Origin of the sequence: Bacillus mesophilum, assembly GCF_008923265.1 — a bacterium.
GTDB lineage: Bacteria > Bacillota > Bacilli > Bacillales > Cytobacillaceae > Cytobacillus > Cytobacillus mesophilum.
In genome coordinates this window covers 240166-253937 of the sequence record NZ_WBOT01000003.1, presented here as the reverse complement: position 1 = coordinate 253937, position 13772 = coordinate 240166, and the positions used below count along the sequence as shown (strand labels likewise).

Annotated in this window: 12 protein-coding genes; 3 read left to right on the top strand and 9 right to left on the bottom strand. The window is 40.7% G+C overall.

Annotation, left to right across the window (positions count from 1 at the left end; genetic code table 11):
• From F7732_RS10905 to F7732_RS10875, 7 genes are all read right to left on the bottom strand, one after another.
• Positions 1-822, bottom strand: coding sequence for a formyltransferase family protein (locus tag F7732_RS10905; RefSeq protein ID WP_151573893.1), 822 nt, complete (start codon positions 820-822; stop codon positions 1-3).
• A 21-nt stretch (positions 823-843) separates the two neighbouring features.
• Positions 844-1524: a PIG-L deacetylase family protein gene (locus F7732_RS10900; protein WP_151573892.1), complete on the bottom strand. Its 681-nt coding sequence runs from the start codon at positions 1522-1524 to the stop codon at positions 844-846.
• 390 nt (positions 1525-1914) lie between these two features.
• Complete coding sequence (gene galU, locus F7732_RS10895; RefSeq protein WP_151573891.1) at positions 1915-2796, bottom strand: UTP--glucose-1-phosphate uridylyltransferase GalU; 882 nt, start codon at positions 2794-2796, stop codon at positions 1915-1917.
• A gap of 14 nt (positions 2797-2810) precedes the next feature.
• On the bottom strand, positions 2811-4634 hold the full coding sequence (locus F7732_RS10890) for a polysaccharide biosynthesis protein (RefSeq protein WP_151573890.1): 1824 nt from the start codon (positions 4632-4634) through the stop codon (positions 2811-2813).
• 156 nt (positions 4635-4790) lie between these two features.
• Positions 4791-5552: a tyrosine-protein phosphatase gene (locus F7732_RS10885; RefSeq protein WP_151574493.1), complete on the bottom strand. Its 762-nt coding sequence runs from the start codon at positions 5550-5552 to the stop codon at positions 4791-4793.
• Between the two features lie 101 nt (positions 5553-5653).
• On the bottom strand, positions 5654-6349 hold the full coding sequence (locus F7732_RS10880) for a CpsD/CapB family tyrosine-protein kinase (protein WP_151573889.1): 696 nt from the start codon (positions 6347-6349) through the stop codon (positions 5654-5656).
• Complete coding sequence (locus tag F7732_RS10875; protein WP_151573888.1) at positions 6339-7082, bottom strand: YveK family protein; 744 nt, start codon at positions 7080-7082, stop codon at positions 6339-6341. The genes F7732_RS10880 and F7732_RS10875 overlap by 11 nt, the downstream gene beginning before the upstream one ends.
• A gap of 385 nt (positions 7083-7467) precedes the next feature.
• Here F7732_RS10875 and F7732_RS10870 point away from each other — a divergent pair, with 385 nt between their 5' ends.
• Positions 7468-8262, top strand: coding sequence for a hypothetical protein (locus F7732_RS10870; RefSeq protein ID WP_151573887.1), 795 nt, complete (start codon positions 7468-7470; stop codon positions 8260-8262).
• Positions 8263-8915: 653 nt separating this feature from the next.
• Here the strand turns inward: F7732_RS10870 and F7732_RS22635 are convergent.
• Together F7732_RS22635 and F7732_RS10860 are read right to left on the bottom strand one after the other, a co-directional pair.
• Positions 8916-9068 carry a hypothetical protein gene (locus F7732_RS22635; protein ID WP_161598865.1) on the bottom strand — a complete coding sequence of 51 codons (153 nt, stop codon included), beginning with the start codon at positions 9066-9068 and terminating at the stop codon, positions 8916-8918.
• Positions 9069-9089: 21 nt separating this feature from the next.
• Positions 9090-9734: a transposase gene (locus F7732_RS10860; RefSeq protein WP_338024100.1), complete on the bottom strand. Its 645-nt coding sequence runs from the start codon at positions 9732-9734 to the stop codon at positions 9090-9092.
• Between the two features lie 652 nt (positions 9735-10386).
• On the opposite strand from F7732_RS10860, the gene F7732_RS10855 reads away from it, so the two are divergent.
• Entirely contained in the window at positions 10387-10779 is a 393-nt protein-coding gene (locus F7732_RS10855; protein ID WP_151573885.1) for a hemoblobin-interacting domain-containing protein, read from the top strand.
• Between the two features lie 248 nt (positions 10780-11027).
• Entirely contained in the window at positions 11028-13565 is a 2538-nt protein-coding gene (locus F7732_RS10850; protein ID WP_151573884.1) for a bifunctional 2',3'-cyclic-nucleotide 2'-phosphodiesterase/3'-nucleotidase, read from the top strand.
• Positions 13566-13772: the final 207 nt, after the last annotated feature.

The window sequence follows — 13772 nt, the reverse complement described above, 5'->3', positions numbered from 1 at the left end:
CTATACCTCTATCTCATAATCAATTGGAATTAAATACCCATCGATAAGTTTTATAGACCCATCATCTTTATTTGTTTTTGCAGACCAAATTCTGTATGTTTTATCTCCATCTCTGTAGAAAGCACCTGGGTAAGGATGTGTAACTGCTCTTATCAACTTATCCGCTTCGTCCATAGTCATATTGTTTAAAACCTCGCCATCTTCAGGCTTTCTTCCAGGCCATTCTGTAGCTTCTAGTTCATCTTGTTTCGTAAGTGTAATTTTGTTATTAACTATATCTTCCCAGTACTTTGCAATTAGTGTAATATGCATGTCATCAACTTTTTGATAAAGTTGTGTTGCGGTAGTATTCTGATCTAATTTGATAACCCCTTGACCGATAATATTACCGGTATCAACACCTTCATCCAACTTAAACATAGTGACACCAGTTTCTTTTAACCCCTTGATAATTGCCCATGGTATTGCTGCTCTTCCTCTCCCAATTGGTAATAAGGTAGGGTGCATACCAATACAGCCATATGTCGGTGTTTCCAGTACATCTTTCTGAGCGATTTGGGACCAACCAATTATAAACAACCAATCTATCTGATGTTCTTTTAGAGCACTAAGAACCTCTTGATCGTTGATATTATCTATCTTCAAGAGGGGCGCATTATTTTCAGTTGCAATTTCATCTAAATAAATTCTTCCCGACTTATTCTTCGCTTTTTCGTCCTTAAGCGTGATAAGTAAATCTAAGCTACCATCAATGCGATATATTTCTTCAATACAACTCAGACCTAATTGTACACAAGTAGCAAAAGCTATTTTTTTCTTCAACTTACCTCATCCTCTCTTTATCTAGAATCCACGTCGAAATACACTTTCAAAGGCCTCAGCATAAACCATCCCAGCTTGCCCACCACGGTAGGCTGCTAATCCTTTGATTGCCTCATTACTTCTAGGATGAGGATAGTCTCTCATTACTCCACGATACTGAGCTAGAGCTTCTATCTTTTTATCAACACTTTCTTCACCAACTTCTATAAAAGTATTCGGTGAAAACTGATTCATGGTTTTGTTAAGTCCCCATTCTGTTGAGGATGGAACTTCCATGAAGAGTAGTTCTTTTAAGGGTTTAACATCACTTCTTCGTTGGAATAACCTAGATGCAGCTTGGCAAGCCAGAGAAGTGTGTAGGTGATCGTTATTCAAGTCCGCTGGATGGTGTGTAAAAATTACATCCGCACCAGTTTCAATAATTGCATTTTCAATAAACTGTACAAGTTTTAAATGTGGGACCATGTTAAATTCAATGTTTGGAAAGTCGCCCGTAATGACTCTATCAACACCTAGAATATTCATAGAACTATTTACATCTTCATTTAATTCTTCCGTGCTCGGTCTAAACTTTCTAACATTAACATCACCTGAAAGGATGCAAACATTTACGGAATGGCCTTCCTGTGCTAATTTATACATAGTAGCACCTGCTCCTAAAACTTCATCATCTGGATGTGCAATAACAACTAAATATGACATTTCATTACCTCGCTTAATTTTAGTAATTATCCTAATTTTAATAGTTTAGTTTTTAGTAGATTAGGACTTATTTGAAGTTTAAAACTGTCACTCCAACCAACTTCTAAACCACCAAAATTTAAACTTAGATATTCTTGATTGTTACCCATACCAAGTTCCTACATAGTAAAATAAAACACAGGGCATCCAACCCCACCTCACACCACACCACCGACAAAAAATGTCTAAGGTTCCCACCCACAGCGCAGCCGAGTGCCTCCATTGATAGTGGTCAGGAGACATCACCATGAGTTCTTTCAACAATTTGTTACATATTGAGACATGTTTTGGACAAAAAAAGGTCTAGATAAACTGTTTGTGTTGAGGAACAGCCTATCTAGAATGTCAGGATTACACGTTTAATGCTTTTAATTCATTTAGTTTCGTTTCCATGTATTTCACTAAATCGTCCTTAATTTCTTCGTTTTGCAGGGCGAATTCGAGTGTTGTTTTAATGAAGCCGAATTTTTCGCCGACGTCATAGCGTGTGCCTTCGAAGTCGTAGGCAAATACGCGCTGGATTTCATTTAGCTGCTGGATAGCATCGGTGAGTTGTATTTCTCCGCCTGCGCCTTTTTCTTGCTTGTCTAGGAACATGAAGATTTCTGGAGTTAAGACGTAACGGCCCATGATCGCTAGGTTAGATGGTGCCGTTCCTTGCTTTGGTTTTTCAACGAACTGGTTCACTTGGTAACGGCGACCATTTTGACTAGCTGGGTCAATAATGCCATAACGATGTGTTTCATTTTCTGGTACGGTTTGAACTCCGATGACAGAAGAGAATGTCTGGTCATATTCATTCATTAATTGCTTTAAGCATGGTGTTTCAGCTTGTACGATATCATCTCCAAGCAGAACAGCAAATGGCTCGTCACCAATAAATTTACGTGCACACCAGACCGCATGTCCTAATCCTTTTGGTTCTTTTTGGCGGATATAGTGAATATCTACTTTTGATGATTTTTGAACTTCATTTAGTAGCTCAAGCTTGCCTTTTTCGATTAGGTTTTGTTCTAGTTCAAAGGAATTATCGAAGTGATCTTCAATCGCTCTTTTGCCTTTTCCAGTTACGATGATGATATCTTCAATGCCAGCTTCAATCGCTTCCTCAACAATGTATTGAATTGTTGGCTTATCTACTATCGGTAGCATTTCCTTTGGCATTGCTTTTGTTGCTGGCAGAAATCTTGTACCAAGTCCTGCTGCTGGGATAATCGCTTTTCTTACTTTCATGGTTAGTGGCCTCCTTAGTTAGCTACTAGTACTGCTTCTTTGACTTTTACTCTGTTATTGGCAATATCAAGCACGGTTTTACTTAGGTCTGCATCGTTCATATCAAGATTAATAATCAGTTCTTTGACTTCATCTACATATAAATTAGCAGTTTTGCCTATAAAGATTTTTGGGTATATAGCTTCTGGATGTACTTCGTTGGCACCAAGCAGTTCTTCAAACATTTTTTCTCCCGGACGGATTCCAGAGTATTTGATTCCGATTTCTTCTATAGTATAGCCGGATAGTTGAATTAAGTTTTTAGCTAAGTCGACGATCTTGACCGGTTCACCCATATCCAATACAAAGATTTCACCGCCACCCGCAAGAGCTCCAGCCTGCATAACAAGCCTTGATGCTTCTGGGATGGTCATGAAGTATCTTGTCATTTCTGGATGTGTGACGGTTACTGGGCCGCCCGCTTGGATTTGTTTTTTGAATAGCGGGATGACACTTCCTCGGCTGCCAAGGACATTTCCGAAACGGACAGCTACAAATTTTGTTGCGCTATGCTTGTCCAGCTCTTGGATAACCATTTCGGCAATTCGTTTCGTTGAGCCCATGACGTTTGTTGGGTTAACAGCTTTGTCAGTTGAAACAAGAACAAACGTTTTAACAGAGAAGGTATCTGCTGCTTCGGCGACATTTTTGGTGCCGAGTACATTGTTTTTTACTGCTTCTCTTGGATTATATTCCATTAATGGAACATGTTTATGTGCCGCTGCATGGTAGACCACATCTGGACTATGAGTTTCCATTACCTCGAAAATGCGGTCACGGTCTTGCACATCAGCAATAACTGGTACAATTTCAATGTCATTTTTCATTAAGTTCCGAAGTTCCATATCTATTGTGTAGATGGAATTTTCTCCGTGCCCAAGCAAGATCATTTTTTTCGGCTTGAATTTATAGACTTGACGACAAATTTCAGAACCGATGGAGCCTCCTGCTCCTGTAATCATGATCGTTTTACCGGTCAATTTTTTCGAAATACTTTCTGTATTAAGAACGACTGGATCGCGGCCAAGTAAGTCCTCGACTTGTACATCACGGAATTGATTAACGGATACTTTGCCTAGCATGACATCTTCGATCATTGGCATGATTACGGTTTTGGCTTTTAGGCCAACGCATTTCTCGAAGATCCGCTGCATTTCAATTTTGTTTAGTGATGGGATAGCGATAATAATTTTTTGTATTTCTAATTTTTCCACTGTTTCTTTAATCGCTTCACTATTGCCCACAACTGGAACCCCGTGGATTTGGAGACGGTATTTTGAACGGTCATCATCGATAAACGCTACTGGCTTCATTCCTGCATCAGGATTATTCAGCAGCTGGCGCGCCAGCATGGTTCCGGCAGCACCGGCACCGATAATGAGCGCTCGCTCAGGTTCGATCTCCGGTTTGATGATACGGTCGCGATACACGCGCCATGAAAAGCGTGATCCTCCGATCAGGAGTACATGCATCATCCATGTCAGCATTAGCGCACGGAAGTAAATATCCTGGAATGCGAATTGCTGCACAATGGCAGTCATAGCGATTGATAAGCTGACCGCTTTAACGATGACCATTAGCTCTCCTACACTCGCATACTCCCATGCCTTACTATACAGTCGATAAACAGAAGCAAAAATATGATGGCTAAGCAGTAAGGTAATCGACGAAACAAGTAATGTTTCAAGGGTAAATATTTTCAGTGTCGGGTGCAGGGTCAGGTAGCTCACATAAATAGCGGATAATACGATTAATGAATCCAGCATGATTAATAGAGCCATTCTTTTTTGGTACGTCAACTCGAAAGCCCCCAGTTCCTAAAAAGCAAGAGAAAATTTTGGTGATTCATATGCTTTTTGACCTATTTAAAATTATAAAAAAGAAGTATCTAACGAGAACGTTGTCGCGTATTTCATTAGATACTTGTTACTGTGTTGGTGTTGGAAAGTAAGCGCTTAGAAGATTCCAAATAACTTCTTTCTTTTAACCTTTTCTGGTATTTCTTTGTAGACGTTTTGCCCATTTAAAAGCAGCTGGGCATTTTCCGTTAACAGATAGACCAGATCTGAACCATATTGCGACTGTATTTCCGCGAAGGCATCTGCCATTTGGAAATTGCGGTTGATCGTGTTATGGGCATCAGATGCTATAAAATGCGTTAAGTTCGCATCAATTAATTGGTTTGTGAATTTTTGTATGTTCTTACCAAAGTGTCCGTTTAGACTTGAGGCTGTTACTTGTGTAAGCGCCCCATTCTTTACAAATTGGTATAACAGGTCCGGCTGCTCCAGAAGCTGTTTGTTTCGTTCTGGATGGACAATGATCGGAGTAAGTTCCTGCAACTGAATGTCGTATAATAGTCTCTCGGTGTATCTAGGAACATGATTTGAAGGCAATTCAATAAAAAGGTATTGTGTATGATTTAAAGATAAGATTTTGCCATTCTGCAAATCCTCCAGAAGTTCCCCGTAAATTCTGACCTCCTGGCCTGGCAGAACAGTCAGCGGGATTTGTTCCTTATTAAGATGGTCTTGCAGCTGCTCTACGCTCGCTTTAATGTCATCCTTGTAATTCTGATAGGATGCATTTAAGTGGGGAGTGGCAATGATGGTCCGGATGCCTTCCTGCACAGCAGCTCTTGCCATTGCCAGACTATCTTCTATTGTTTGGGCACCGTCATCTACACCTGATAAGATATGACTATGAATATCTATCAATCTTTTCACCTTCTCTCCCACTAAATTACCAGATTTAAAAAGCTATTGTCATAGTACCACCATACTTTTGTGTGGTAAAGGGTTTATTTTGTCGAAAAATGTCAGTTTGCACCGTAATAATAATAATTATCGGTATCTTTCATCTTTTTATTGTTTAATACAACGCCTAAGATCTTCGCTTGTGCAGCTGTCAGCATCTCTTTTGATTTCAGAAGCTGTTCTTTTTCCGTCTTGCCGCTTCCGACCACTATGATTGTTCCTTCACATTTGTTAGCGAGGATTTGTGCATCTGTTACGGCTAGTACTGGTGGTGTATCAAACAGGATGATGTCGAATTCGTTTAATGCTTCTTCCATTACGCGTGTCATCGCCCTTGATCCTAAGAGTTCAGATGGATTTGGCGGGATTGGGCCGCATGGCAGGATGTATAGGTTCTTTTCATCGTTTGCTTTAACAGCTTCCATTAATGACATCTGATTGGTTAGGACATTGGTTAAACCTGTTGTGTTTAATGTGTTAAATGTATAGTGTACGGTTGGCTTTCTTAAGTCCGCGTCAACTAGAAGAACTCTTTTCCCTTGCTGTGCAAATACGACTGCCAGATTGGCTACTGTTGTTGATTTTCCTTCACCAGGACCTGAAGATGTGACAAGAATGGTACGAATTTCTTGGTCGATTGCTGAGAATTGAATATTTGTACGAATGGTACGGTATTGTTCCGCAATTGGTGATTTTGGATCGTGCTTTGTGATGAGCTTTCGCTTACTATTCATTAATTGCTTTTTCTTAAGAGCCAATTGATTCACCTCTTAATCGTGTAGTTCGCTCTGCGCGGTTTGCTGTTTCAGCTGTATTGTCAATCGTTGCAATTACACCGATGACTGGAAGTTCAGCGATCTTTTCAATATCCTGCTCCGTTTTGACAGTGTTGTCCATGTATTCTAGTAGGAATGCTAGTCCGACACCAGCCATTGCTCCTACTACTAGGGCGATTGCAATGTTTAGTAGTGGCTGTGGTTTGATTGGAGACTGGTTTTCCGTCACTACAGCCGGAGATAGGATCGTTACGTCATTAACATCTATGCTCATGATCGTTGCAATTTCATTTCGGAAGACTTCTGCTGTTGTATTGGCAATCTCTGCTGCTGTTGCTGCATTTTCATCTTGAACAGAAAGGTTCACAACTTGAGAGTTTTGCTCGTTTTGAACGGTTAATTTTGCATTCAATTGACTTGCTGACATATTAAGATTTAATTCATCGATTACTTTTTCAAGAATTACGGGACTTTTTATAATGATGTTATACGTGTTAATCAACTGTAGATTCGTTTGCACTTCATTTGTGCTGTATTGACCCTCTTCTGCTGTCTGATTCACGAGAATTTGTGTTGATGATTGGTAAACCGGGGTTAAAACAAAGTAACTAACGGCACCACTTGCCATCACTGCTACTAAAGTAATAATTATGATAAGAGCCATTCTCTTTTTTAACGTTTGAAATAGTTCTTTTAAACTAATCGTTTCTTCCATCGTATCCTCCTAGTTCTTTATAAAGTGCTAAAAACAAAAGTATTATACCATAATATATTGCTAATATTATGATTTATTGTCATAATTTGAATGAAATTGTAACGTTTGTCGCATTTAATCCTTTTTTATTTAACAATACTTTGTAAGCAAATGATAGTCTAAATAGCAGAATGGAAGTAATTTACTAAGAAAGTTGGGTGGGTTTGGTGCGTTAGTGGGTCTTTTGGCATGGTGGCTGATTGGTCCTTGACCCTGTTATTGATTATAGATGGAAGTGGGTTGTGAGGGACAGGGTCCTCGATCCATTCGTTGATTAGATTATAGGAAGAAGTGGGTTGTGGGGACAGGTCCCTCGACCCAGTATTAATTATAGGAGGAGTTTTTTATGAAGAATTTTCTATTAACTATACTTGCCGTTGGGTGTGCGGTGGTTCTTTTTTTAGGGAATATGCATTGGAAGGAAGAGACGGCTGTTTCGGTGGAGGATGTTGAGAGTGGCAGCGCTGGGGATTCGGTGGCTGAAAGCGACGCACCTGTTGAGGAAGAAGCAGATTCTACTGGGGATGCGGAGGCAATCCTGAAGCTTGCGAAGAATTGGCCTGAGGAAGCTCGATTACGATTGGAAGAACGGATTGCTGAGGGTGGTCCTTTTAAGATGGCTTTTGTGGGCTCAAATGCTTTAAATAGTTGGGCACCTCTATCCAAGGCGGCGATTGAAGAAGCATATGGCGAGGAAGTTGTGAGTGTTACTCTGCAGGGGTTTGAGGGAACTACGGCAGATTATACGAACGAGAACAAAGCAGCGGAATTGGCTGCTTTGGATGCGGATCTTGTTTTGCTGGAGCCATTCACACTTGCGGATAATGGTGTGATTCGGATTGAAGATTCGCTGCTTCATATCTCTAATTGGATGGATGCTGTTCAAGCTGAAAATCCGGATACGGTGTTTATGCTGCAGCCATCGCAGCCTATTTATCAGGCTGGTTACTATCTTACACAGTTGGATGCTTTGGAGCAGTTTGCGAATGAGCGGGAGATTGTGTATTTGGATCACTGGGCAGCGTGGCCAGGGACGCAGGAGGATGAACTGCTGGGCTACTTGACGGATGAGAATCTGCCGAATGAGGAAGGTGCGCGGGTTTGGAGTGAGTTTGTGAATGGGGGTTTTGTTGGGGAGTGATAGGTGGGTTATGGGGACAGGTTCCTTGACCCATTTTGGATTGGGTTTTAAGGGACAGGTTCCTCGACCCAGTTTGATTTGGGTTTTAGGGGCAGATTCCGCGATTCAGGTTGATTTTGGTGACGTGGATGAGTCCCTCACCCATTGTGTACTATAATGAATAGCACCTCGAATGGTTGGGAAGCCTGACCATTGAGGTGCTTTTTTATTGTCGGAAGTGATCTAATAGGACAAAGTTTTTTTGCAGTTCTTTTTCGCTGATGGCGATTCTGGTAGATAAGTCGATTGGCCGAAGGACATATTCTTTGATGCCGATGAATTCGGATTCGGCTATTAAGTAGAAATAGGTGCCTTTTTTTAGGCCTTGGAAGTTGTTTTTTAGTTTGTATTTTTTCATGGGTGATGGGGACAGGTTCCTCGGTCCAACCTCCTTTTCTTAGTTTTGGTGGATTATTTAAATATATCATGTTTGCTGTATTTTCATATTAAGCAGTTTTTTCGATTTATTTCATGGTGGTTATTTTAACAGATGTAGAGGTATTTTAGCGGATTCGAGGAAGAGGACGCAGTTTAAAGAGGTATTCGTTATTTTTTATTAAGCGAAATAGAATAAGAAGGAGCAGATTGCTGTGCTCCTCCTTTGTTTGTATAACTTAGTCAATCATTAGGTCTTCCCAATTTACTGAGAAGGTATCTCCTTGGGTTGTGAAGATGACTGTTGCGTTTTCTTCATCCACTTCAATTGCACTGACATAACGGTAGCCATCAAAATGGATGGGTTTATGGGGACAGGTTCCTTGACCCATTGTGGGTCGAGGAACCTGTCCCTATGATCGCTGTATCACACTTTTCGAGATCCCGGTGACTCTTGATATTTGCTGGATGGTGACGCCGTCTAAGGTTTTGAGTTTTGCGAGGATGTTGTTGCGGTTTTCTTTTTCCATTCGCTGAAGTATGGTGGCGTTGGGGTAGCCCCATTCTTTTAGGATGTTGATTACTTCGCTGTCGGGGATGAGTTTTTTGGCATAGTCTTCGAGGCAGTTGTCTTCGTTGTTCTGCTGCATATATTCATTAAATAGAGAGATGGCTTCGGTACGTTTTTTGGAAAACAAGTTAAACACGCGGGCAGTATTGATAAGCTGTTCTTTTTTGGTGTATTCGTAGAGGCTTGTCCATTCGCATTCGAAAACGGACTGGGCTAAGCCTGCTTTTAGGGGATTTTGATGAATGTACCGAATCACTCTCATGAAGTATTCTCTATTTTCTACGGGCTCGCTTTTGAATCGTTCTTGAAATAGGTGTCCGCAGCGTTCGTATTTCTTGTTGTACCAGTGGACATAGCTGGCGCTGATTCTTTGTACAATTTGAGAAACAGAATCGTCCTTTTCTTTTATTAATAGGTGAACGTGATTGTCCATTAGGCAGTAGCAATACAGCTCGAGTTTGTTTGCTTTAATGAATCTGAGTAGAATGCTCTAGAAGATTTGTTTGTCTTCGGTGTCCTCAAAGATCAGTTGGCGGTTTATTCCTCGGATAATGATATGGTAGATTCCGGTTTTGCTTTTTTTTCGGGGGAGTCTTGGCATGGGGGTCCTCCTTTTTGATGGCTAGGGTGGGTTTGGGGTCTTGCTTTGTGGATTTGTTGTTGATTGGGTGACTGTTTGTAGGTCGGAATCGTCTTATGAAGTGGTGATTTGGGGAAGTATGAGATTACTTTTTAATGTATAGGGATTTCAATGGGTGATGGTTGTTGTATGTTTTGTATTGAGGATAAATCCACGTGGTTGAAGGGTGCCTTAATTATGTCAGTGGTGCTGAATGGAGGTAAGGCTTGTTCTGTATATATATTCAACAGTGTGTTTGGGAGTTCCTGCTTTGGGGCGGCGTTGGGGCGGCGTTGGGCCGTCACTGTGACGCCCCGAAAAAACTCTAATTTTGTCGAACCTGTCCCCATAACCCACCATTTCCCTCTTCCCAATCCGCTCTTTATAAACTATAATCATTTCGGGGATATAAGAAGAAAGAACTAGTTTTGACGGATCGCCGTATGCAGTGAAAGCTGCCCGTGCGGTGAAGGCTCGTTATAAAACTTGGTTGTTATAAGAATAAGACGAGAATAGCGAATTGAAAGCTGCGCCTATTTTAAAATCCGTGACCGTTGAGTCTGTCGTTACACCTTTCTACTCTTTTGATGGAGGAGAAGACTGGATTAAGTCTATAAGTGAAGTAACATTAAATGGTGCTCCACTAACCGGGGTTTCAACAACAGATCTTAGTAAAATTGATGTTAATGATTATCAAAATGATGAAGCCCAATATTTAATTTCTCCATTACCAGAAGAAGGTTTTGATATAGATATTGAGGCAGAGAATATTATAATTTTTAATGTTAAATATCTTAATGAAGTATTTCAAGAGACTGGTACCCTAACCTTTAAGTTTGTTATTAAAGCAAACGGTTATGCTGACGTACCACTTGAGTTCGATTTAAGTCATTTGTTTGATTCAAACATTTAGATTGTAGCAGATTTGCGGGGCGTCACAGTGACGCCCCGCTTTTTGTCGATTTTGGGTCAAGGAACCTGTCCCCATGACCCACCCACCCAAAACCCACACCACCCCCAATTCCCTGCCCAACACCCCTGCCAAAAGTATCAGAATCTTCCCCATTGCCCTTAAATTTACATTGTTCTGTTGTTTCTGTCGAAATAAGTTGGTAAACTAGTATTGTTTTTAAAACCTATACCATATTAGGAGGATCTAGAATGAAACCATTCGTTCTAAAGTCTTTAGTCAGTGCAACGGTAGCTGCTGGCTTCTTTTTGCCTGCATTTGCGTCAACACCAGAAGTACAAGCTGCGGAGGAGGCGACGATTGATCTCAGAATTCTTGAAACGTCTGATATCCATATGAACCTCTTAAACTACGATTATTTCGTAGATCAGCCAAGTGAATCGCTTGGTTTGTCAAAGACAGCAGCATTGATTAAGCAAGCTCGCGCAGAAGAACCAAACTCTATTCTTTTGGATAATGGAGATCTTCTTCAAGGAAATCCGTTTGGAGACTACTATGCAACAGGCAAGGAATTAAAGCCTGGCGAAGTTCACCCTGCAATCAAGGTTTTAAACGAATTAGATTATGATGCAATGACTCTTGGAAATCACGAGTTCAACTATGGATTGGATTTTCTAAACGAAGCAATCAACGATGCCGATTTCGCTGTATTGAGTGCTAATATTTATAAACACGATCAGCAAGATGAAAACTATTTTACTCCATACACAATCATGGATAAAACAGTGAAAGATTCTAATGGTCAAGATCAAACGATCCAAGTTGGTGTGGTTGGATTTGTGGCTCCGAAAATCATGAGCTGGGATAAAGCACACTTAGAAGGAAAAGTCATTGCAAATGATATTGTGAAGGAAGCAGAAAAGTTTGTTCCTAAAATGAAAGAAGAAGGCGCTGATGTTGTTGTCGTTCTTTCACACGCAGGTCTTGGTGAGTTCGAAAATGGCGCACCTGCTCCGTATCAAGAGTTTGCAGAAAATGCTTCTTACTACTTAACACAAGTTGAAGATATTGATGCTGTTTTAACAGGACATGAGCACGGTACATTCCCTGCTGCTGATCCAGCATCTGCAGATTATCCAGATGGCCACGGTATTGACAATGCAAAAGGAACAATTAACGGTGTTCCCGTTACAATGCCAGGTTCTTTTGGTGACCACCTAGGGGTAATTGATTTAGAATTGAAGCAAGAAAACAATGATTGGGTTGTTCAAGAGGAAGCTTCTACTGCAACATTGAAGTCAATCGAGGGTGTTCAAAATGATGATTCTGTAAATGAATTATTAAAAACAGAGCACGAAACAACTTTAAACTATATTCGTGAAGCGGTTGGAACTACAACGGCTCCAATCAACAGCTATTTCTCATTAGTACAAGATGATCCATCTGTACAAATCGTTTCAAACGCTCAAAAATGGTATGTAGAGAACTGGGTTGAGAAAAATCCTGAATTCAAGGATACTCCTGTCCTTTCAGCTGCCGCTCCATTTAAAGCAGGCGGACGCAATGGCGTTGAGTATTTCACTGACCTTCCAGAAGGTGAAATCGCCATTAAAAACGTAGCAGATCTATACTTATATCCAAACACATTGTACGCTGTGAAAATCAACGGTTCTGAATTAAAAGAATGGTTAGAGTGGTCTGCTGGCCAATTCAACCAGATCGATCCGAACAAATCAGAGGTTCAATCCTTAGTAAACGCTGATTTCCGTTCTTACAATTTTGATGTTATCGATGGGGTTACATACAAAATTGATGTAACTGAGCCAGCAAAATACGATAATGGTCAAAAGCTTGTAAACGCAAATGCAAACCGTATTAAAAACTTAGAATACAATGGTAAAGCTGTAACAGCTGACATGGAGTTCATTGTTGCAACAAACAACTACCGTGCTTCTACAAACAGCATTATGAACGCTGACAGTAAGAATACAATTCTAGCATCTCCAGATGAAAATCGTCAGATCATCATCAACTATATTACGGAAACAAAAACAATTAACCCAGCTGCAGACGGTAACTGGACATTCGCTCCTGTAGCGAAGGACACAAAAGTTTCATTCGAATCTTCACCAAAAGCAAGAGACTATATTGCAAGCGGATCTCCAATTTCTTATGTTGAAACAAAAGATTCTGGATTCGCTACTTTTGAAACAGTTCTTAGCAGCGAAGGGTATGGAGAAGGAAATGAAGGAAGCAAAACATTTACAGATGTTCCTGCTGGCTTCTGGGCATACGATTACATTGCAGAACTAGCTGAAAAAGGCGTTATCAATGGTACAACTGAAACAACTTTCTCACCTGCTGCAAACGTAACACGCGGTCAATTCACTGCATTCATCGCACGTGCATTTGATCTGGAAAGCACGAAAAAAGCACCATTCACAGATTCTAAAGGTTCTCTAGAAAACGAGATTGCCGCAGCATATGAAGCTGGCATCATCAACGGTACATCTTCTACTAAATTCGAACCAAACAAAGAAATCACACGTGACCAAATGGCAGCAATCGCTGTGCGTGCATATGAGTACAAAACAGGCAAAAAAGCACCAACAACTACTTTAAAGTTCAAAGATAACAACAAAATCAGTGCTTCTCTTTACACTGAAGTACAAAAAGCAGCTGCACTAGGCATCATGAACGGTACTAGCGCAGGCACATTCGAACCACTAAAAACAGCTAAACGCGACCAAGCCGCTAAAGTTGTTTCTGAATTACTTGGTAGTTTATAAGAGTTGAAGAGGGACAGGTTACTGTCTCTCTTTTTTTGTGGGATAATGGGTTTTGGGGACAGGTTCTTCGGCCCACTTTGGGGTTTTGGTGGGTTTTTGGGGACAGGTTCTTTGACCCACATTTGTTTTTGGAAGACAGACTTTGATCCAATCTTCCGCCAATTGTATCACCCTGACGGGGTTTAGGGGCAGATCCACTCAATCCAT